Source organism: Mycobacterium noviomagense, from assembly GCF_010731635.1.
GTDB classification, from domain to species: Bacteria; Actinomycetota; Actinomycetes; order Mycobacteriales; family Mycobacteriaceae; genus Mycobacterium; species Mycobacterium noviomagense.
This window is the reverse complement of sequence record NZ_AP022583.1, coordinates 3,996,625-4,017,942: the sequence shown is the minus strand read 5'-3', so window position 1 is coordinate 4,017,942 and position 21,318 is coordinate 3,996,625. Positions and strand designations below refer to the sequence as shown.

The window sequence follows — 21,318 nt, the reverse complement described above, 5'->3', positions numbered from 1 at the left end:
ACGGCGAGTAAGCGCAGCTTACGAGCAAGAAGCCGAGCCATCGTGCCCCGTGGCACCCGGCGACATCGCGACCGTCGCCGGCGCTTCCGGTGACTCCACGGCCGGATAGCCCCCGAGGTCGTCACGGGTTGCCGATGCGACGAGCAGGGCATACACGAGTGCTGCCGTGGCAGCCGGCAACAGCAGCGTGCAGGCGATCTGCAGCGGCCCATGACCGAAGAACACCGGCGGCGCCTCGGTGAAGTAGTGCACGCGGTGCTGGGGCGTCACCGGGGCCCGCTCGATGTCCACGACGCCGTAGCGGGCGTGCACCAGCAGCCCAGCCAGCGCTGTCGCGACCGCGGCGGCGCCGACCATGCCGATCGACAGCCCGGCCACCATTGCCGGTCCGCGGTGTGCCCGCCACTGCCACACCAGCACCGCAGCCACCACCGCGACCAATGTCAACAGGCCCAGCATCAGAAACGCGGCAACAAAGAAGTGGTCGGCTTCGTTGCCGAGGTAATCGAGCACCCGATCGCCCTCGTGGGTCAGTGCCACGACGCCGTGAATGCTCGGCGCGATCCACGCCCACAGCCCACCAACCACCACGCCGCTCGCCACAAGGCTCGACACCACTACGGCGATCGCTCGCCGCCGCGACGTACGAGGAGCGTCGGAAGGCTGCGGCTCGCTCATCGCTGTGCGTCCAGGTCGGCGGAGTCCACCAGACCGTGGCGGGAGCACTTCGCCCACCAACCGTCGGGCCGGACTTGCACCACCATGCGACGGCCGCATTCCGCGCAGAATCGAGGCGGCTCGAGTCCCAGCTGCGCTGCCGTCGGCGACACCGAGGTGCCCGCCGGATCCCCGGTGTAGACGTTGTAGACGCCCGCGCCGACCGGAGCGGGCAGATCGCGAACCATTGACCTCTAGTATCTACAGGCTTGCGTTGAGCGCCTTGATCGGCATCTGCAGATCGTCGAGCAGTTGCAGGTCGGCTTCGGCCGGACGGCCCAGCGTGGTCAGGTAGTTGCCGACGATTACGGCGTTGATGCCGCCCAGCATGCCCCGCTTGGCACCCAGGTCGCCGAGCGTGATCTCGCGGCCGCCGGCGAACCGCAGCATCGTGCGAGGCAGCGCCAGCCGGAACGCGGCCACCGCCTTGAGAGCCTCACTGGCCGGCAGCACCTCCAAGTCGCCGAACGGTGTGCCCGGCCGCGGGTTGAGGAAGTTCAGCGGCACCTCGTCCGGACCGAGTTCGCCGAGTTCGGCGGCGAATTCGGCGCGCTGCTCCAGCGTCTCCCCCATGCCCAGGATGCCGCCGCAGCACACCTCCATCCCGGCCTCGCGCACCATCGACAAGGTGTCCCACCGCTCTTCCCAGGTGTGGGTGGTCACGACGTTGGGGAAGAACGAGCGGGCGGTTTCAAGGTTGTGGTTGTAGCGATGCACCCCCATCGCCGCCAGCTGCTCGACCTGCTCGGCGCTGAGCATTCCCAACGAGCACGCGATGTGGATGTCGACTTCGTTGCGGATCGCTTCCATCCCGGCGGCGACCTGTGCCATCAGCCGGTCGTCGGGTCCGCGCACCGCGGCCACGATGCAGAATTCTGTGGCTCCCGTCTTCGCCGTCTGCTTGGCCGCTTCTACCAAGCTCGGAACGTCGAGCCAGGCACTGCGAACCGGCGAGGCGAAAAGCCCCGACTGTGAGCAGAAGTGGCAATCTTCCGGGCAGCCACCGGTTTTCAGGCTGATGATGCCTTCCACTTCGACGTCGGGCCCACACCAGGCCATTCGGACCTCATGGGCCAGGGCAAGCAGTTCCTCGAGCCGGTCGTCGGGCAGCTGCAATACCTGCAGCACCTGGTCACGGCTGAGTCCCTCGCCGCGCTGCAACACCTGCTCGCGAGCGACCGCCAGAATGTCGGTGGTGGGCCGAGTCGCCGCCTGAGTCACCCGGTACTCCCTCGTGTTCGCACACAAAACTTCGCCAGGCTCGCCGTGGCCGGCGTAAACCGTGTTCACGTTAGGGTACGGGCGCGCCGCCACACAAACGCGCGACGCGTGATGCATGACATGGTCGCGGGCGGGGTACGTTCACCTGTATCAATCGATCAATGGACGCCATGAGCCAGTTGCGGGTGGAATATCTCGCTCATCACTGGATCCTGCTGGCAGGGCCCGCGTTTTTGCCGGCAGTGATCGTGGTGGGTGTGGTGTTGTACGTCGCGATCCGCGACAGGCGCAGCGCAGATCAGGCCGACAAGACCGAGGTCGGCGACAAGTCGACGTGACGATGCCTGGTTCGACGATTTTTGTGTTTGAGGTCACGGCGGATCGGTAACCTACCGTGGAGTAAGTCGCCGCTCGGCGGTCAGGCTCTCGGGCGGCCCAGCGCGGTTGGGAGGCGATGACGGTGGGCTCAGCGGTTATTGCGGAAGCACCGGCGCGTGGCGCCGGGCTCAATCAGGTGATAGGGCTGAGTATCGCTGCGGCGGTGATAGCCGCATTGATGCTGTGGATCGGATATGCGCACCGCACGCACCGGATCAACTGGTTGGCCCGGGCCGGCGAGCGGATGGGGAACAGATTCGACCGCCCTGCGTGGGTAGCACTGCCTGTTCTGGTGTTCACCACCTCGATCATCTGCGCTCTGTTCGGCTTCATCTGGGACGTCAGCTGGCACATCGGCAATGGCCGCGATCCCGGCCCGCTGGCCAACCCGGCCCACTACTTCATCGTCATCGGGCTGTTCGGCATCTTCCTCGCCGGCATGATCGCGGTGGTGATGCCGTTCGACAGGCCTGGGCCGGCGGCTGTTCGCATCACCCGCGACTGGTATGCCCCGGTCGGGGGTGTGCTGATGGCCGGTTGCGGGCTCTACGCGCTGATCGGCTTCCCGCTCGACGACATCTGGCATCGCATCTTCGGCCAGGATGTCACACTCTGGGGCCCAACCCATTTGATGATGATCGGCGGTGCAGGGTTCTCCCTCTACGCGGCACTGATGCTGGAGTACGAAGGCGGGAGAGAGCTGCCGGACACGCCCGCCGAGGGCGCGTACGCAAGACCCGAGCGCCCGTTCATCAAATTCCTGCGTTACCTGTCGTTCGGCGGTCTGTTCATCGGGATGTCCGTCTGGCAGATCGAGTTCGACTTCGGCGTCCCGCAGTTCCGGCTCGTGTTCCAGCCGATGCTGATCGCGGCGGCGGCGGCGGTCGCGTCCGTCGCAGCGCGCATCACGATGGGCCGCGGAGCGGCGATTATCGCGGCCCTGTTCGCGATAGCCCTGCGCGGCGCCGTCGCCCTGCTGGTCGGGCCGATCCTGGGAGCTCCGATCAACTGGTTTCCGCTGTATCTCGGTCCAGCGGTGGTGGTCGAGTTGCTCGGTCTTACACCGGTGTTGCGGCGCCCGCTGCTGTTCGGCGCCGTTTCCGGCTTGGCGGTGGGCACGATCGGGCTGTGGCTGGAGTCGCTTTGGATCGGCGCCGTGTACCACTACCCATGGCCGGTAAGCCTGTGGCCCGAAGCCTTGGCGATGGCCGTGCCCGCGGCGGTGATGACCGGGCTGTGCGGCGCGATGCTGGGCATGGTGCTGACCAGCCAACGGCTGCCAAGCCGGGCGATCGGCATCGGCATCGTGGCGCTCACGGTGCTGGTGATCGGCGCCGGGGTGGCAAACGGACTGCATATCCGGGTGCCGAAACACGACACTGCCACGGTCAAGCTGACCGACCTGCCGAGCCCGCCCGGGCGGCGCATGGTGTCGGCCGACGTGCAGATCAATCCGCCCGACCTGGTCAGCAAGCACCCGGACTGGCTGACGATCCTGTCGTGGCAGGGGCGGATGAGCGATCACCGCGGTCTGGTGATCGACTGGCTCAGGCCGGTCGGACCCGGGCACTACCAGTCCACCCAGCCGGTTCCGGTATGGGGAACGTGGAAGACGTTGCTGCGCGTGCAAGACGGCAGGACGATGACGGCGGTGCCGATCTGGGCGCCCGCTGACGACGCCATTCCGGCGCCCGAGATCCCCGCGCTGGCCACCAGCTCCCGTCCGTTCGTGCTCGAGGTCACGATCCTGCAGCGTGAACGCGACCCGAACGTGCCGGCCTGGCTGTTCACCGCGGGCGGGATCGTGGTACTGATCTTCACGCTCATGGTCATCTCGGCGCTGACGTGGGGCGCCGGCCGGATCAACGGCCACGACGTCGCTCCGAAGCAGCCGGAGGAGATGAAAGCGGCGGATCGCTCCCCTCCACGGGCAGCGTGATGCTGGCGAAAGCGATTCGCGGGGCGCTCATTACGGCCGCAGCCGCGACGCTGATCTGGGGCCTGGTCGGGTGCGCCGGTTCGTCCAACAAGGGTGGGCCGCCGAGTGCCCTCGTGGTCAACGTCACCATCAGCAAGGGTCAAGTGACGCCGACCAATGCCACGTTCGAGGCCAAGGTCGGCGCGCCGATCACCTTCGACGTCACCAGTGACGCCTCCGACGAGCTGCACGTGCATTCGTCGCCCGATCACAAGTTCCAGATCGCGGCAGCGCCCAACCAGAAGTTCGAATTCAAGGTCGACGTCCCCGGCAACGTGGAAGTCGAGCTACACCACCTGGACCGCACGATCGCGACAATCCAAGTGCGCCCGTGAGGGCGGCCGGCGCCACTGACCTACTGGCGCATGGTCTGGGCGGGTCGAGCGATCTGCCGGTGCCCTACGCCTACGCGGTGGTGGGTGCGGCGTGGGCGCTGACGTTCACGTTCGCTTTGGTGGCGTTCGCGTGGCGAAAGCCGCGATTCGACCCGGATAAGCCGGGCCGCCCGCTGCCGGAGGTGATCACCGCCCTGGTCGACGCCCGCGTCACCCGCGCGGTGGCGGCCGCGGTGGCGCTGGTGTTCGCGGTGTGGGTGGTGCTGGCCGGGGTGCTCGGTCCGCAAACCCCGAACAATGCCATGCTCGGGGCGTTCTACGTGCTGCTGTGGGTGGGCCTGGTAGCGCTGTCGCTGCTGTTCGGACCCGTGTGGCGGGTGCTCTCCCCCGTCCGCACGGTGTATCTGCTGCTGCAGTGCATCACGCCGCAGCGCTTGCGTCGGCCGCGACTGTCGTATCCGGAAAGCTGGGGATATCGCCCGGCTGCCGTGGGGCTGTTTGCGTTCGTGTGGATGGAGCTGGCCAGCCCTAACTCGGCATCACTGCCCGCGGTCAAGGCGTGGCTGCTGGTGTACACGGTGGTGCTGCTGGCCGGGGCGTGGCTGTGCGGGCAGCGGTGGCTGGCCCGGGTCGACCCGTTCGGGGTGTACAGCATGGCGGTGTCACGGCTGTCGCCGTTTCGCCGTAACGCGGTCTCCGGGCAGATCGTCATCGGCAACCCGTTCGACCACCTGCCGTCGCTGCCGGTTCGGCCCGGGGTCGTCGCGATGCTGGCTGTGCTGCTGGGGTCGACCGCATTCGACAGCTACTCGGCCTCACCGACGTGGCGCAACTTCGCCGACGGACTGGAGCGCGCCGCCCATGCGGTGCCACCGACGGTGTCGTCGTCGGTGTTGCGCAGCATCGGGTTGTTGGTGTTCATTTCCGTTGTGGCGCTGACCTTTTCGCTTGCCGCGCGTGCCACCGGCGGCGTCGACCGCGAGCAGCGCCGAGCGCTGCCTGGCCAGATGGCGCACTCGCTGATCCCTATCGTGGTGGGCTACATCTTCGCCCACTATCTGTCGTATTTGGTCGAGCGGGGCCAGCGGGCCGTCTTCGCGCTCGCCGACCCGTTCGGCCGGGGCTGGAACGTGCTGGGGCTGGCGCATCTGCACGTCGCCTATGTGCTGTCCATGCACCCGTCGGTATTGGCGGGCATCAAGGTGACATGCGTGGTCGTCGGTCACATCGTCGCGGTCATCGCGGCCCACGACCGAGCCCTTCGGCTGCTGCCGGCGGGTCACCAACTCACCGGCCAGCTCACGATGATGCTGGTCATGGTCAGCTACACGTTCACCGGTTTGTATCTGCTGTTCGGCGGATAGTCGGCGTCAGCCGATTAGATACTCGGCCTTCTTGTTTCCGTCCCAGCGGCGCAAACCGGTAATGCTGCCAGCGATTTCGGATGGCCGGCCGACGATGCGCAACGCCCGTCCCAGCTGGGCGCCACCCACCCGGCGGGCCATCGTGATATGGGCGGTCCAGTTGCCGGGCGTGCTGTTGGCCATGGGGCTGGGCGCCATATGCGGCAGGCACAGCCGGTGCACCTCCGCGTGCACCGACAGCAGCTGCGTCGTGGGCACGACCAGCCGGGCGAGCACCACCTTGGCCCGCCCGAACACCACTGGCGCACCGATGGTGCAGTCTCGCGGCAGCTGGTGAACTACCGGCGCCAGCAGTGCGTCGACCTCGGGCTCGATGCGCTCGGCCACTGCCATGGTCGCGTGCGGGCGGCTGGCCGGCGCCTGGCTGGGGATGCCCGCGGCGGCAAGGTCGTTCCAGATGCGGCGGATCGCCGCCTCGGTGCCGTCGTCGAAGACCAGCTCGATCGAGTGAACCATCAGCCGACCAGCGCGCTCACCCAGTCCGGGTCGAATGCTCGCGCGCTCATCGCGGCGAAATCCGCGGCGCCCATCGCCCCGGCCCCGGCAGGCAGCACGGCCCGCACTACTGCCAGCTTCGCCAGCGCGCACCGATTGAAGGTGTGCACAGCCTCGGGGCGAGCCGGCCAGCTGCCAATCACCAGTCCGTCACACGAAAGGCCTTGTGCAGCAAGGGCTTCCAGAGTCAGCGCAGTGTGGTTGAGGGTGCCCAGCTCGGCGCGGGCGACGACCAGCACCGCAGCGGCCAGCTCGACGGCGAGGTCGCGCAAGGTGATGCCGTGTCGCGCCAGCTCGACCAGCAGCCCGCCGGCGCCTTCGACCAGGGTCAACCGTGCCGGGCGATCGATGCCGCGGACCAGCGCGACGATCTCGTCACCAGTCGGCAGGCTCATGCCGGCGTTATGGGCGGCGGCCACGGGGGCCAACGGCTGCGGATAGCGGGCTAGTCCGGCCAGCTCGGTGACCCCGGACAACCGGGCCACGTCGGCGAGGTCGTCGTCGCCGGTATCGGTTCCGGTCTGCACCGGTTTGCACACCGCCACGTCGACGCCGGCTTGCCGCGCGTGGCAGGCCAGCGCCGCACACGCGACCGTCTTGCCAACTCCGGTGTCGGTGCCGGTTACGACCAGGATCGTCACCGCCGTGCCACGGACAGCACGCCGGTCAGCACCTTCTCGGCCAGTGCGAGCTCGTCGCGATCCAACGACGCCCGCGCGGTGAGCCGCAGCCGCGACGTCCCGGCCGGCACGGTCGGCGGCCGGAAGCAGCCCACCCGCACCCCGGCGTCCAGGCAGGCGGTCGCCGCCGCCACCGCCACCTCCGGGTCGCCGAGGATCACCGACACGACCGCCGACTCCGGCACCTGCGGCACGTCGCAGATCTCGGCCAAGAAGCGGGCATGCCGCAGCACCGCCTCCGGCCGCCACGGTTCAGCCGCCAGCACACGCAGCGCCGCCAGTGCCGCGCCCACTGCGGCGGGCGCCAGGCCGGTGTCGAAGATGAACGACCGGGCGGCGTCGATCAGGTGATCCCGCACCGCGGCCGATCCCAGCACCACCCCACCTTGGCTGCCGAGCGCCTTGGACAGCGTCGTCGTCATCACGACGTCGGACATCCCGGCCAACCCGCACTCGTGCAGCAGGCCTCGCCCGCCGGCACCGCGCACACCCAGACCGTGGGCTTCGTCGACGATGAGCAGGGCGCGGTGTCGCCGACACACCTCGTGCAACTGCTGCAGCGGCGCCAGCGCGCCGTCGGCGGAAAACACCGAGTCGGTGACGACGACCGCGCGCTCCTCGTCCCGCGAGGCCAACGCCGCCTCCGCGGCGTCGACGTCGCGGTGTGGCGTCACCACCACCCGGGCCCGCGACAGTCGGCAGGCATCGACCAGCGAGGCGTGCGAATAGGCATCCGACACCAGCAGCGAGTCCGGACCCGACAACCCCACCACCGCGCCGAGATTGGCGGTGTATCCCGATGAGAACACCAAACCCGTTGCGGCGCCGACGAATTCGGCCAGCGTCGCCTCGAGTTCCTGGTGCAGCTCGGTGTCGCCGGTGACCAGCCGTGAACCGGTGGAACCGGCGCCCCAGGTGCGCAGCGCCTGCACCCCGCCGTCGATGACGTCGGGATGCTGGGACAAACCGAGGTAGTCGTTAGAGGCCAGGTCCAGCTCGGTAGCCACCGCCGGGCGTGGCCGCAGCGAGCGCCGCAGCCCGGCTTCTCGGCGCTGCTCTTCCACCGCATCGAGCCAGGCCAGCGGTGACGTGTCGGTCTCAGCCTGAGTCATATCGGCGTTCAGCCTAATGGGGCGACGACGAGCGCCGGAACGGCGCGAGGAGCGAGCCTCGCCATCAAACCCCGTGGCGATCGCGAGGGCGGCTGAAAGCCGGGCACAGCGGGTCGCCACTGCTAGCCAACGAGGCGGGCGACCTGGACCATCGCCGAGGTGATCTGGGCGATCTCGTCGGCCCCGCAGATGAACGGCGGCATCGCATAGACCAGGTTGCGAAACGGCCGTAGCCATACGCCGTGGTCCAGGGCGGCCGGAGTGGCGACGGCCAGATCGACCGGCCGGGCGCATTCGATGACGCCGATCGCGCCGCACACCCGCACGTCGCTCACGCCGGTCAGGGCCCGCGCGGGCTCCAGGCCCGCGGACAGCCCGGCGCTGATCGCGGCGACCGCAGAACGCCAGTCCTGCTGCAACAGCAGCTCGACGCTGGCGACCGAGACCGCGCAGGCCAACGGGTTGGCCATGAAGGTGGGTCCGTGCATCAGGGCGCCGGCCGCACCGGAGCTGATCGTGTGGGCGATCTCGGTGGTGCACAGCGTGGCGGCCAGGCTCAGATAGCCGCCGGTGAGCGCCTTGCCCACACACATGATGTCGGGGCTGACCTGGGCGTGGTCGGCCGCGAACAGCGCTCCGGTGCGCCCGAAACCGGTGGCGATCTCGTCGAAGATCAGCAAGACGCCATGCCGCCGGCACATGTCTCGCAGGTCGACCAGGTAGCGGGTGTCGTGGAAGCGCATACCACCCGCGCCCTGCACGACCGGTTCGACCACCACGGCTGCCAGTTCGTCGGCATGCTCGGCGAGCTGGGTCTCGAACACCGCGCTGTAGTGCGCGTCGTAGTGGCGGGGCACCTGCGGAGCGAACACCTGGGAAGCCAGCACGTCGGTCCACAGCGAATGCATCCCGCCGTCGGGGTCACAGATGCTCATCGGGGTGAAGGTGTCGCCGTGGTAGCCCCCGCGCCAGGTCATCAGCCGCTTCTTGCCGTACCGGCCGCGGCTGCGCCAATACTGCAGCGCCATCTTCACCGCGACCTCCACCGACACCGAGCCGGAGTCGCAGAAGAAGACCGTCTCCAGCCCGGGCGGGGTGATGTCGACGAGCAGCTGTGCGAGCCGGGCCGCCGGCTCATGGGTCAGGCCGCCGAACATGACGTGGTTCATCGTGTCCAGCTGCGCGGTCAGCGCGGCGTCGAGAACCGGATGCCCGTGGCCGTGGATCGCGGTCCACCACGAGCTCATCGCGTCGAGCACCCTGATCGGCTTGCCGTCGCGGATCAGCGTCAGCCAAGCGCCGTGCGCGCCGACCGCCACCACCGGCGGCACGGTCTCGGCGCCGATCGTGCTGTAGGGATGCCAGAGGTGGGCGGCGTCGATCGCGCTGATCTGCTCGGGGGTCAACCTCGAAGCAGACGCAGCCATGAAGACCGAGCGTAATCCAGCGAGTCCGGGGCCATCGGTCGCAGAACCACAGCCCATCGGGAAGCATTGACCAGCGTGACCCAGCCCCGCGATCGTGACTCGGAACGTCCACGGCTGCGACTTGAGCTGTGGGACGTGATCTGCACGGTGGCGATTTGGGCGGTGGCCGTTGCCGTGGCCACCACGACGACGTGGCCGGCGCGGTTGTACGGGTTCACCGACGACATATGTGCGGCGGATAGTTGCCCGCCGGCGCCTTTCGGAATCAATTACTGGATCTACCCGGTGGTGTGGGGCGGTCTCGGCGCGGCGTGTGCCGCGGCGGTCATCGGCCCGTTCGTGTCGCTGGTGAAGGGCTGGTACATGTTCTTCTGGCCGCTGCTGGCGATCGGCATCGTCGCCGTCAGCTCGGTCGCCGGCTCGGTGCTGACCGCATTCAGCGAACACTATTCGGGCTGACCTCGCCAAAAAGATACGAGACCGAAATCACAACCGCGCGCGAGTAATTCGGCGATGGTCTGCCAGCGGTCACTCTTCGGTCACGGTCCGGCAAAAAATCCTGTGTGGAGCCACCCAGCTATGGCACCCTCGCGCTTTCGTTGTCAAAGTGTCTGTAGTGACTGTTGTTACTGCAGTGACGGCGGGCAGCGCGACATTCGAACGCGCTGACGCCGAGAGAGAGGTGGAGTCGAATGAAGCGCAGCTACGCCGCCGCGATCGGTGCGGCCGTGTTGGCCGCTCCGTTCGTGGTCACGCCGGGTCTGGCGGCCGCTGACACGAACGTCGTGTCAGCCAGCCAGCAGCAGGCCATCAACTACGTGATCCAGCGGGCACTTTCCCAGCGCGGGGTGCCCTACCTCTATGGCGGAGGCAACGTCGCAGGGCCCACGCGCGGCACCGGGATCCATGCCAACACCGTCGGGTTCGACGCCTCCGGCCTGGTCCAGTACGCCTTCGCCGGTGCAGGCATCAAGATGCCGCGGACCTCTGGCGAGCAGTGCAACGTCGGCCGCAAGGTGCCGCCCGCGCAGGCACGCCCCGGCGACTTGATCTGCTACGGCCCGGGCGGCACCCAGAGTGTCGCGATCTACTTGGGCAACGGGCAGATGGTCGAGGCCACCGAGCCGGCGGTGACGGTTTCCCCGGCGCGTACCAGCAACATGACGCCCTATCTGACGCGGATCATCGACGGCTGATCGCCTGGCCGAGCGGACGCAAATTCACCCGGTAGGGCCAACATTGGGGTACGTCAGCGTCTGCTCGGCCATGGACCGGGTTAGGTAGATTGTCTGTCGATCATGGTGACCCTAGCCCCGACCCGCCCGACTACCGTTTCGGAGCCTGCCCCGGTCGCGATGGGTGATCGCAAGTCAGGGTTCTACCGCCACGACCTCGACGGGCTGCGCGGCATCGCCATCGCCCTGGTCGCGATGTTCCACGTCTGGTTCGGCCGCGTCTCCGGTGGCGTCGATGTGTTTTTGGCGCTGTCGGGGTTCTTCTTCGGTGGCAAGGTGCTGCGCGCCGCGCTCAATCCGACGTCATCACTATCGCCGGTGCCGGAGGTGGTCCGGCTGGTGCGACGGCTGCTGCCGGCTTTGGTGGTGGTGCTGGCCGCGTGCGCAGTGCTGACCATCCTGATCCAGCCACAGACGCGCTGGGAAACCTTTGCCGACCAGAGCCTGGCCAGCTTGGGCTACTACCAGAACTGGGAACTGGCCAACACCGCGTCCGACTATCTGCGCGCCGGTGAAGCGGTCAGCCCGCTGCAGCACATTTGGTCGATGTCCGTGCAAGGGCAGTTCTATATCGCGTTTTTGGCGCTGGTGTTCGGCTGCGCCTACTTGCTGCGGCGTTCCCTTGGTGCCCGGCTGCGGCCGCTGTTCGTGATATTGCTCACCGCGTTGACGGTGGCGTCGTTCGTCTACGCGATCAATGCGCACCACGCCAACCAGGCGATCGCCTACTACGACAGTTTCGCGCGCGCCTGGGAGCTGCTTTTGGGCGCGCTCGTCGGCGCGCTGGTCCCCTATGTCCGCTGGCCGATGTGGCTGCGCAGCCTGATCGCCGCGGTGGCGCTGGCAGCGATCCTGTCCTGCGGCGCGCTGATCGACGGGGTCAAGGAATTCCCGGGCCCATGGGCATGCGTGCCCGTCCTTGCAACCGTGCTGTTCATCCTCGCCGGAGCCAACCGATACGCGCACCCCAGCACCTACGGGCAGATGCCGCTGCCCAACCGACTGATGGCCGCCGGCCCGCTGGTGACGCTCGGCGGCATGGCGTATTCGCTGTACCTGTGGCACTGGCCGCTGCTGATCTTCTGGCTCGTCTATACCGGTCATCGGCGCGCCAACTTCGTGGAGGGCACTGCGGTGCTGCTGATCTCCGGCGTGCTGGCCTACCTGACCATGCGCCACGTCGAGGACCCGCTGCGGTATCGGGCAGCGGCCACCACGAAGGCGCCGGCCGTGCCGTGGCGCACGCGGCTGCGCCGACCGACGATGGCGCTGGGCTCGGTGGTGGCCCTGCTCGGCGTGACCTTGACCGCGACGTCGTTCACCTGGCGCGAGCATGTCACTGTGCAGCGCGCCGACGGCAAAGAGCTCAGCGGGCTCAGCGCGCGTGACTATCCGGGGGCGCGAGCGCTGGTCAAGCAGGTGCGGGTGCCCAAGCTGCGGATGCGGCCCACCGTGCTGGAAGCCAAGAACGACCTGCCGCTGTCGACGAAAGACGGCTGCATCAGCGACTGGACCAACCCCGCGCTGATCAATTGCCTGTACGGCGACGCCGGGGCCACCCGCACCATCGCGCTGGCCGGCGGCTCGCACGCCGAACACTGGATCACCGCGCTGGACCTGCTGGGCCGCATGCACCACTTCAAAGTGGTCACCTACCTCAAGATGGGCTGCCCACTGTCCACCGAGGAAGTCCCGCTGATCATGGGCAACAACGCCGCGTACCCGCAGTGCCACGAGTGGGTGCAAAAGACGATGGCCAAACTCATCGCCGACCGACCCGATTACGTGTTCACGACGTCGACCCGGCCGTGGAACATCAAACCCGGCGACGTGATGCCGGCCACCTATATCGGGATCTGGCAGACGTTCGCCGACAACAACATTCCGGTGCTGGCCATGCGCGACACGCCGTGGCTGGTCAAGGACGGCCAGCCGTTCGAACCGGCGGACTGCCTGGCCAAAGGCGGCAACGCGACATCATGCGGAATCAAACGTTCCGACGTGCTGGCGGATCGCAACCCGACGCTGGACTTCGTCGAGCAATTCCCGATGCTCAAACCGCTGGACATGAGCGACGCGATCTGCCGGCCGGACATCTGCCGCGCCGTCGAGGGAAATGTCTTGATCTACCACGACGCTCACCACCTGTCGGCCACCTACATGCGCACGATGGCCGGTGAACTCGGACGGCAGATCGCCGCGGCGACCGGCTGGTGGTGACAGTTCGAGCAGCCCGTGCGCGACGCGGATAAAGTCGAGTGATGCCACCGAGACAACCGAACACGGACATGACCGAAACCACGCCGACGCTGCCCACCGTATGGCCCGGCAACAACTACCCGCTCGGTGCCACCTATGACGGCGCCGGCACCAACTTCGCGCTGTTCTCCGAGATCGCCGACAAAGTCGAGCTGTGCCTGATCGACAACGACGACACCGAAACCCGCATCAACCTCGACGAGGTCGACGGATATGTCTGGCATGCATATCTGCCCGGCGTCGGACCCGGCCAGCGCTACGGGTTTCGGGTGCACGGACCGTTCGAACCGGCCGCCGGTCATCGGTGCGACCCCAGCAAGCTGCTGCTCGACCCCTACGGCAAGGCTTTTCACGGCGACTTCGACTTCTGCCAGGCGCTGTTCTCCTACGACATGGATTTCGTCAACCGCGAAGGCGCCGAGCCCGGTGAGACCGGCACCCCGCCGATGGTCGACTCGCTGGGTCACACCATGACCAGCGTGGTCATCAACCCGTTCTTCGACTGGGCATTCGACAGGGCGCCGCGCACTCCGTATCACGAAACGGTCATCTACGAGGCGCACGTCAAGGGTCTGACTCAGACGCATCCCGCCATCCCCGAAGAGCTGCGTGGCACGTATGCCGGCCTGGCCCACCCGGCGATCATCGAGCACCTGAAGTCGCTGAACGTCACGGCGATCGAACTGATGCCGGTGCACCAGTTTATGCACGACAGCCGCCTTTTGGAGATGGGCCTGCGAAACTACTGGGGCTACAACACATTTGGCTTCTTCGCTCCGCAGCACCAATACGCGTCGTCACGTGAGCCCGGCGGTGCGGTGGGCGAATTCAAGGCGATGGTGCGTACCTTCCACGAGGAAGGCATCGAGGTCATCCTCGACGTGGTGTACAACCACACCGCCGAAGGCAACCACATGGGGCCGACCATCAACTTCCGCGGCATCGACAACGCCGCCTACTACCGCCTCGACGACGAGGACCCGCGCTTCTACAAGGACTTCACCGGCACTGGCAACAGCCTGAACGCCCGCCACCCGCATACATTGCAGCTCATCATGGACTCGCTGCGCTATTGGGTGACCGAGATGCACGTCGACGGCTTTCGTTTCGACCTTGCTTCGACGCTGGCCCGCGAGTTCTACGACGTCGACCGACTGAGCGCGTTTTTCGATCTGGTGCAGCAAGACCCGGTGGTCAGCCAAGTCAAGTTGATCGCCGAACCCTGGGATGTCGGCGAAGGCGGCTACCAAGTCGGCAACTTTCCGGGTTTGTGGACCGAGTGGAACGGGAAATACCGCGACACCGTGCGCGATTACTGGCGGGGCGAGCCCGCAACCCTAGGCGAGTTCGCCTCCCGGCTGACCGGGTCGTCGGACCTTTATGAGGCGACGGGCCGTCGGCCCAGCGCCAGCATCAACTTCGTTGTCGCCCACGACGGCTTCACCCTGCATGACTTGGTGTCCTACAACGAGAAACACAACGAGGCCAACGGCGAGAACAACCAGGACGGCGAAAGCTACAACCGGTCGTGGAACTGCGGCGTCGAAGGCCCCACCGACGACCCCGACGTGCTGGCCTTGCGTGCGCGCCAGATGCGCAACATCCTGGCCACGCTGATGGTCAGCCAGGGCACCCCGATGATCGCGCACGGCGACGAGTTCGGCCGCACCCAGCAGGGCAACAACAACGTCTACTGCCAGGACTCCGAATTGTCCTGGATGGACTGGTCGCTGGCCGAGAAAAACGCCGACCTACTGGCGTTCACTCGCAAGGCAACTCAGCTGCGCAAGGACCATCCGGTGTTTCGCCGCCGCCGCTTTTTCGAAGGCCGGCCCATGCGGCGCGGCGACGAACTCGGCGACATCGCCTGGTTGACCCCGACCGGTCGCGAAATGACACAAGAGGACTGGGACCGCGGTTTCGACAAGTGCGTCGCGGTGTTCTTGAACGGCAACGCGATCCGCGAACCGAACGCCCGTGGTGAGCGCGTCGTCGACGACTCGTTCCTGTTGTGTTTCAATGCCCACGAAGAGGCGGTGGACTTCGTCATTCCCGACGGCGACTACGGCCAGGAATGGACCGCCGAACTGGACACCACCGAACCGACTGGAACACCCGAGCGGGTCATGCAAGCCGGCGAGAAGATCCCGCTTTCGGGACGGTCATTGCTGATACTCCGAAAGACCCTGTAAAGCATGGGTTTTCCGGTACTGTCGACCTACCGGTTACAGCTGCGCGGGCCCGACAGCGGGTTCGGCTTCACCTTTGCCGACGCCGAGGAGCTGCTGGACTATCTCGACGAGCTCGGGATATCGCATGTCTACCTCTCCCCCGTCATGACCGCGGTCCACGGCTCGGCGCACGGCTACGACGTCACCGATCCGACGAGGGTCTCAGCCGAACTCGGTGGCGCCGAAGGTTTGGCGCGGCTGTCGGCCGCGGCGCGAGCGCGCGGGATGGGGCTGGTGGTCGACATCGTGCCCAACCACGTCGGGATCGACAAGCCCGAGCAGAACCCGTGGTGGTGGGACGTATTGACGCACGGCCGGTCGTCGCGCTACGCGAGGTTCTTCGATATCGACTGGGATCTCGGTGATGGCCGGGTCATCTTGCCGCTGTTGGGTTCCGACGACGACATCGCGGACCTGCAAGTCGACGGCGACCGGTTGCGACTCGGTGACCTGGCGTTGCCCATCGCACCCGGCACCGGTGAGGGCACCGGAGCGGAAGTCCACGAACGCCAGCACTACCGGCTGGTCGGGTGGCGAAACGGCATCTGCGGTTACCGGCGGTTTTTCTCGATCACGTCGCTGGCCGGGTTACGTCAGGAAGATCGGGCGGTGTTCGATGCGTGGCATGCCGAGGTCGCCCGCTGGTTCGCCGACAATCTCGTCGACGGTGTGCGCATCGATCACCCCGACGGGTTGACCGATCCCGTCGAGTATTTGGCGTGGTTGCGTGAATTGGTCGGGCCGGACGCCTGGATTGTGATCGAGAAGATCCTAGCCGTCGACGAGGCGTTGGAGCCCACCCTGCCGGTGGCCGGCACCACTGGCTACGACGTACTGCGGGAAGTCGGCGGGGTTTTCCTCGATCCGACCGGCGCCGCCGAGATGACGGCACTGTTCGACTCCGCCGGTGGCGACTATCAGCAGATCCCGGCGCGGTTGCGCGACGTCAAGGCCACCGTCGCCACCGACACCCTGGCGAGCGAGCTGGCCAGACTGCGCCGCTGCATCGTGGCGACCACCGGAGCCGATCATCCGCGACTACCCGAGGCGGTCGCCGCGCTGCTGGGCTACATCGACGTCTACCGCTGCGACTATCCGGGGCTCTCCGCGACACTACCCAGGTCGCTGGCCGAAACCGAGGCCGCGACAGCGGACTTGGGCCCGCCGCTGCAGATCCTCGCCGCAGCTGTGTCCCAAGGCGGCGAAGCGGCGGCCCGGCTGCAACAACTGTGCGGCGCGGTGACGGCCAAGGCCGTCGAGGACTGCATGTTCTACCGCGATGCCCGGCTGGTGTCGCTGAACGAGGTCGGCGGCGAGCCGCAGCGGTTCGGCGTGGGCGCAGCAGAGTTCCACCAAAGCGCGGCCACGCGGGCCCGCCACTGGCCGCACACCATGACCACTCTCACCACCCACGACACCAAGCGCGGCGAGGACGTCCGCGCCCGCATCGGCGTGCTCTCCCAGGTACCCTCGCTGTGGCGGGAGTTCGTCACCCGCTGGGAGCGCCTTGCGCCCTCTCCTGATGTCGCGACTGGACTGTTTCTGTGGCAGAACATCTTCGGCGTGTGGCCGGTCAACGGGAGGGTCACGGCTGAGCTGCGCGAGCGGCTGCACGGCTACACCGAGAAAGCGATCCGGGAAGCGGGATCACAGACGTCGTGGCACGACCCGAATGCCGAGTTCGAGAAGGCGGTGCATTCCTGGCTCGACACCGTGCTGGACGGGGCGGTGGCGCGCGAGCTGACCCAGCTGGTCGGCCAACTCAACATGCACGCCGAAAACGACGCGCTGGGGCAGAAGCTGCTCGCGCTGACGGTACCCGGCACACCGGACATCTATCAGGGCACCGAATTGTGGGACGACAGCCTTGTCGATCCGGACAACCGGCGGCCGGTGGACTACGCGGTGCGCCGTGATGCGTTAAAATCCTTGCAGCACCGCAAAATTCGGGTGGTCGCCGCGGCGCTGCGACTACGTCGCGCACGTCCCGATACGTTCCTGCGCGGCGGTTACCATCCGCTACTGGCCACGGGCACGGCCGCCGACCACGTCGTGGCGTTTCGCCGCGGTGAAGATGTCGTGGTGGCCGTCACCCGCTGGACTTTTCAGCTCGACGAAGCGGGTTGGGGTGATACCGCCGTGCCGCTACCCGATGGGCTGTGGACCGACACGCTGAGCGGCGCGACATTCAGCGGCGCGATACCGGCCCCTGAGCTGTTCGCCGAGCTGCCCGTGGTGCTGTTAGAGCGCGCCGATGCCTGAATTCGCCGTCTGGGCACCCAATCCCGAGCGGGTGCGTCTCGATGTCGACGGAGCGGTGTACCCGATGGCGCGCGGCGACGACGGCTGGTGGCGCGCCACGGTCGAGGCGGCACCGAATGCGCGCTACGGGTTTCTGCTCGACGACGATCCCACGGTGCTGCCCGACCCGCGGTCCCCTCGCCAGCCCGACGGCGTGCATGCACGTTCTGCGCTGTGGGAGCCGACCGCGGCGGCGTGGAGCGACGGCGACTGGGCCGGGCGCTCGGTGGAAGGTGCGGTGATCTACGAGCTGCACATCGGAACATTCACGCCCGAGGGCACTTTCGACGCCGCGATCGGAAAGCTCGACTACTTGGCGGATCTCGGTGTCGATTTTGTCGAAGTGATGCCGGTGAACTCGTACTCCGGCACGCATGGCTGGGGATACGACGGCGTGCTGTGGTATTCCGTGCACGAACCCTACGGTGGTCCCGACGGGCTGGTGCGCTTCGTCGATGCCTGCCATGCCCGCGGTTTGGGCGTATTGATCGATGCGGTGTTCAACCATCTCGGCCCGTCGGGCAACTACCTGCCGCAGTTCGGCCCGTACCTGTCGTCCGCGAGCAATCCCTGGGGCGAAGGCATCAACATCGCCGACGCGGACTCCGATGAGGTGCGCCGCTACATCATCGACTGTGCGCTGCGCTGGATGCGCGACTTTCACGCCGACGGCCTGCGACTGGACGCGGTGCACGCACTGGTCGACACCACCGCCATCCACATCCTCGAAGAGCTGTCGACCGAAACAGACCAACTGTCGGCCCGATTGGGCCGCCCGCTGTCGCTGGTCGCCGAAAGCGATCTCAACGATCCGCGGCTGATTACTCCTCGAGAAGATGGCGGCTACGGGCTCACTGCACAGTGGGACGACGACATCCATCACGCCATTCACGCCGCGGTCTCCGGCGAACGCCAGGGCTACTACGCCGATTTCGGGTCGCTGGCCACGCTGGCCCACACGTTGCGCAACGGCTTCTTCCACGCGGCCAGCTACTCATCCTTTCGGGGCCGGCGCCATGGCCGACCGCTGGACACATCGAAGATTCCGGCTACCCGGTTGTTGGCCTACACCTGCACCCACGACCAGGTCGGCAATCGTGCGCTCGGAGACCGGCCGTCACAGAACCTGACCTTCGGCCAGCTCGCGATCAAAGCTGCGCTGGTGCTCGGATCTCCGTACACTGCAATGCTTTTCATGGGCGAGGAATGGGGCTCGTCGCACCCGTTCCAGTTCTTCAGCTCCCACCCGGAGCCCGAGCTTGCCCGGGCCACCGCTGAGGGCCGCAAGAAGGAGTTCGCCGAGCACGGCTGGAACGCCGACGAGATTCCCGACCCGCAGGACCCACACACCTTCGAGCGTTCCAAGCTGGACTGGGACGAGCCTGGCGTCGGCGAGCACGCCCGGCTGCTCGGCACCTATCGGGAGTTGATCGCCTTGCGGCGCAACGAAACCGATCTCGCTGACCCATGGCTGGAGCATCTGCAGATCGACTTTGACGAGGAGAACCGCTGGATCACCATGCGTCGGGGGCGTTTCGTGGTGGCATGCAACCTGGGTACCGAGGCGGTGACGGTGCCGGTGCGCGGCGAGGTGGTGCTGGCCTGGGATGAGCCCAAAGTCGGTGACGACATCACCGAGCTACCGGGGCAGTCGGTCGCTGTGCTCAGGGCTGTGGATAACTGACTGGCGGCGCCACCGGCAACCGCTGATGATTCGGCCATGTCCCATCGGGAACTGTTGCCGCTACCGCCCATCGAGACCGCCACCGACCCGGTGCATTCAGCCGCTGACCTGCGCGAACGCTGGCGTGCATTGATGGGGCCGTTGGGTTTTGGTGAAAAGCTGCTGTGGTTCGGCTTCATCGGTCCGGATCGTCGCCTGCTCAAAATGCTCAGCCAGGTACCGATCGGTCCACGTCCGCAGGGCCGGCTCGTGAGAAGACTGATGTCGGGTCTGCGCACGCTGCTCGACGACACGGCGTCGGGCACCACCGTGGCCCTGCTATTGACCGGACCTGGGCGGCGACCGATCTCGTCGGCGGACCGCACGTGGGCCAAGGCGTTATCCGAAGCGGCCCAACGGTTCGACGTGCCCCTCGAGCCGATCTTCCGCGCCAACGACGAGTCGCTCCTGCAGATCGATATCTGAGACCTCTACCGCGAGCGGGCGTGCCTGTACTCCGACACGCCGCATATGCCGTGCAACTGCGCACGCTCGGGGGGAATCAGCGGAACCAGATGTCGCTACAACAAATACCGGTACGCCGGTGACCCCGGCTCGAGAGCTTCGATGTGCAGTTCGGTGGCCCGCATCCGGGCCAGCAGCCCGTCGAGGTCGGCGGCCGATCCCAGTTCGATGCCGACCAGCGCCTCACCGGTTTCGCGGTTGTTGCGTTTGATGTACTCGAACAACGTGATGTCGTCGTTGGGTCCGAGTACCTGGTCGAGGAACCGGCGCAGCGCGCCCGGTTCTTGCGGAAAGTCGACCAGGAAGTAGTGCTTGAGACCGAGGTGGATCAGCGAGCGCTCCACGATTTCCCCGTAGCGCGACACGTCGTTGTTGCCGCCCGAGATCAGGCACACCACCGTGGATCCGGGCTCGATGTCGGCTTCCAGCAGTCCGGCAACCGACAGCGCGCCCGCCGGCTCCGCGATGATCCCCTCGTGCTGGTAGAGGCCGAGCATCGCGGTGCACACCGCGCCTTCGTCGACCGCGGTGATCGACACCATGTCACCGGCGGCGGCCACCGCTGCGTAGGTCAGGGTCCCGGCCCGGTTCACCGCCGCGCCGTCGATGAACTGGTCCACGTGGTCCAGCGTGACCGGCTCCCCGGCGGCCAGCGCGGCCATCATCGCGGCGGCGCCTCCGGGTTCGACACCGAGTACCGAAGTGTTCGCTGTCCGCTCGGCCAGGTAGGTGGTGATGCCCGCGACGCATCCGCCGCCACCCACCGGAACCACGACCAAGTCGGGCTCGCTGTCGAGCTGGTCGAGTAGTTCTACCGCGATGGTGCCCTGGCCGGCGATGGTGCGTACGTCGTCGTACGGCGGAACCAGTGTGGCGCCCGTGCGTGCGACGTCATTGAGTGCCGCCTCCGCCGCCATGTCGTAGGTCGACCCGCTGACGATCAAATCGATGAACTCCCCGCCGTGATAGCGGATGCGGTCCTTTTTCTGCTTAGGCGTCTTGGCCGGTACGTACACGCGGCCATGGATTCCGAGCGCACGGCATGCGTAGGCGAACCCCTGGGCGTGATTGCCCGCCGAGGAGCACACCACACCGGCGGCGATCTCCTCCCCCGACAGCTGCACAAGCAGGTTGTAGGCGCCACGCAGCTTGTATGAGCGCACCGACTGAAGGTCTTCGCGTTTGAGGTAGACCGTGGCTCCGGTGACCTCCGACAACCGGTCGCACAACTGCAGCGGGGTGGGCGTGACCACCTGCGCGATGCGCTTGGCTGCAGCATCGATGTCCGCCGCGGACAGCGGCGGTGTGCTGGAGACCTGGCTCAGTTCGGCGGACAC

18 protein-coding genes and 1 pseudogene are annotated in these 21,318 nt (G+C 67.0%); 11 read left to right on the top strand and 8 right to left on the bottom strand.

Annotated elements, in window-relative coordinates; all coding sequences use genetic code 11:
- Positions 1-18: 18 nt before the first annotated feature.
- The 3 genes from G6N15_RS19055 to bioB are packed head-to-tail and all read right to left on the bottom strand — an operon-like array spanning position 19 to position 1,938.
- Positions 19-678 (bottom strand): DUF2567 domain-containing protein, encoded by a 660-nt coding sequence (locus tag G6N15_RS19055; protein ID WP_083087557.1) that lies wholly within the window; start codon positions 676-678, stop codon positions 19-21.
- Positions 675-905: a biotin synthase auxiliary protein BsaP gene (gene bsaP / locus G6N15_RS19050; RefSeq protein WP_083087558.1), complete on the bottom strand. Its 231-nt coding sequence runs from the start codon at positions 903-905 to the stop codon at positions 675-677. Before bsaP ends, G6N15_RS19055 begins: the two co-directional genes overlap by 4 nt.
- Positions 906-918: 13 nt before the next feature.
- Complete coding sequence (gene bioB, locus G6N15_RS19045; RefSeq protein ID WP_083087589.1) at positions 919-1,938, bottom strand: biotin synthase BioB; 1,020 nt, start codon at positions 1,936-1,938, stop codon at positions 919-921.
- Positions 1,939-2,099: 161 nt separating this feature from the next.
- Here bioB and G6N15_RS19040 point away from each other — a divergent pair, with 161 nt between their 5' ends.
- The 4 genes from G6N15_RS19040 to G6N15_RS19025 all read left to right on the top strand — a co-directional run bounded on the left by G6N15_RS19040 (position 2,100) and on the right by G6N15_RS19025 (position 5,993).
- Complete coding sequence (locus G6N15_RS19040; protein ID WP_163747864.1) at positions 2,100-2,276, top strand: hypothetical protein; 177 nt, start codon at positions 2,100-2,102, stop codon at positions 2,274-2,276.
- 116 nt (positions 2,277-2,392) lie between these two features.
- On the top strand, positions 2,393-4,255 hold the full coding sequence (locus tag G6N15_RS19035; protein ID WP_083087559.1) for a hypothetical protein: 1,863 nt from the start codon (positions 2,393-2,395) through the stop codon (positions 4,253-4,255).
- The gene (locus tag G6N15_RS19030) at positions 4,255-4,629 is read left to right on the top strand and encodes a hypothetical protein (RefSeq protein WP_083087560.1); all 375 of its coding nucleotides are present in this window, start codon (positions 4,255-4,257) and stop codon (positions 4,627-4,629) included. The genes G6N15_RS19035 and G6N15_RS19030 overlap by 1 nt, the downstream gene beginning before the upstream one ends.
- On the top strand, positions 4,626-5,993 hold the full coding sequence (locus G6N15_RS19025) for a hypothetical protein (protein ID WP_083087561.1): 1,368 nt from the start codon (positions 4,626-4,628) through the stop codon (positions 5,991-5,993). The genes G6N15_RS19030 and G6N15_RS19025 overlap by 4 nt, the downstream gene beginning before the upstream one ends.
- Before the next feature lie 6 nt (positions 5,994-5,999).
- On the opposite strand, the gene G6N15_RS19020 is transcribed toward G6N15_RS19025, so the two are convergent.
- The 4 genes from G6N15_RS19020 to G6N15_RS19005 form a co-directional block, all read right to left on the bottom strand.
- The gene (locus G6N15_RS19020) at positions 6,000-6,509 is read right to left on the bottom strand and encodes a 2'-5' RNA ligase family protein (RefSeq protein ID WP_083087562.1); all 510 of its coding nucleotides are present in this window, start codon (positions 6,507-6,509) and stop codon (positions 6,000-6,002) included.
- Complete coding sequence (gene bioD, locus G6N15_RS19015; RefSeq protein ID WP_083087563.1) at positions 6,509-7,189, bottom strand: dethiobiotin synthase; 681 nt, start codon at positions 7,187-7,189, stop codon at positions 6,509-6,511. The genes G6N15_RS19020 and bioD overlap by 1 nt, the downstream gene beginning before the upstream one ends.
- The gene (locus tag G6N15_RS19010; RefSeq protein WP_083087564.1) at positions 7,186-8,340 is read right to left on the bottom strand and encodes an 8-amino-7-oxononanoate synthase; all 1,155 of its coding nucleotides are present in this window, start codon (positions 8,338-8,340) and stop codon (positions 7,186-7,188) included. The genes bioD and G6N15_RS19010 overlap by 4 nt, the downstream gene beginning before the upstream one ends.
- Before the next feature lie 122 nt (positions 8,341-8,462).
- Positions 8,463-9,767 (bottom strand): adenosylmethionine--8-amino-7-oxononanoate transaminase, encoded by a 1,305-nt coding sequence (locus G6N15_RS19005; RefSeq protein ID WP_083087565.1) that lies wholly within the window; start codon positions 9,765-9,767, stop codon positions 8,463-8,465.
- Positions 9,768-9,842: 75 nt separating this feature from the next.
- Between G6N15_RS19005 and G6N15_RS19000 the strand changes: the two genes are divergently transcribed.
- The 7 genes and pseudogenes from G6N15_RS19000 (at position 9,843) to G6N15_RS18970 (ending at position 19,942) form a co-directional block, all read left to right on the top strand.
- Complete coding sequence (locus G6N15_RS19000) at positions 9,843-10,226, top strand: hypothetical protein (protein WP_232070278.1); 384 nt, start codon at positions 9,843-9,845, stop codon at positions 10,224-10,226.
- Between the two features lie 233 nt (positions 10,227-10,459).
- Positions 10,460-10,954: pseudogene (ripD, locus tag G6N15_RS18995) on the top strand (NlpC/P60 family peptidoglycan-binding protein RipD); the annotation flags it as partial.
- Positions 10,955-11,065: 111 nt separating this feature from the next.
- The gene (locus G6N15_RS18990; RefSeq protein ID WP_083087568.1) at positions 11,066-13,222 is read left to right on the top strand and encodes an acyltransferase family protein; all 2,157 of its coding nucleotides are present in this window, start codon (positions 11,066-11,068) and stop codon (positions 13,220-13,222) included.
- 68 nt (positions 13,223-13,290) lie between these two features.
- The gene (glgX, locus tag G6N15_RS18985) at positions 13,291-15,453 is read left to right on the top strand and encodes a glycogen debranching protein GlgX (protein ID WP_083087569.1); all 2,163 of its coding nucleotides are present in this window, start codon (positions 13,291-13,293) and stop codon (positions 15,451-15,453) included.
- Between the two features lie 3 nt (positions 15,454-15,456).
- A complete protein-coding gene (gene treY / locus G6N15_RS18980) occupies positions 15,457-17,754 on the top strand; it encodes a malto-oligosyltrehalose synthase (RefSeq protein WP_083087570.1) in 2,298 nt (765 codons plus the stop codon).
- On the top strand, positions 17,747-19,477 hold the full coding sequence (gene treZ, locus G6N15_RS18975) for a malto-oligosyltrehalose trehalohydrolase (RefSeq protein ID WP_083087571.1): 1,731 nt from the start codon (positions 17,747-17,749) through the stop codon (positions 19,475-19,477). The genes treY and treZ overlap by 8 nt, the downstream gene beginning before the upstream one ends.
- A gap of 36 nt (positions 19,478-19,513) precedes the next feature.
- Positions 19,514-19,942 (top strand): hypothetical protein, encoded by a 429-nt coding sequence (locus G6N15_RS18970; protein ID WP_083087572.1) that lies wholly within the window; start codon positions 19,514-19,516, stop codon positions 19,940-19,942.
- 95 nt (positions 19,943-20,037) lie between these two features.
- On the opposite strand, the gene ilvA is transcribed toward G6N15_RS18970, so the two are convergent.
- A complete protein-coding gene (gene ilvA, locus G6N15_RS18965; RefSeq protein WP_083087573.1) occupies positions 20,038-21,318 on the bottom strand; it encodes a threonine ammonia-lyase in 1,281 nt (426 codons plus the stop codon).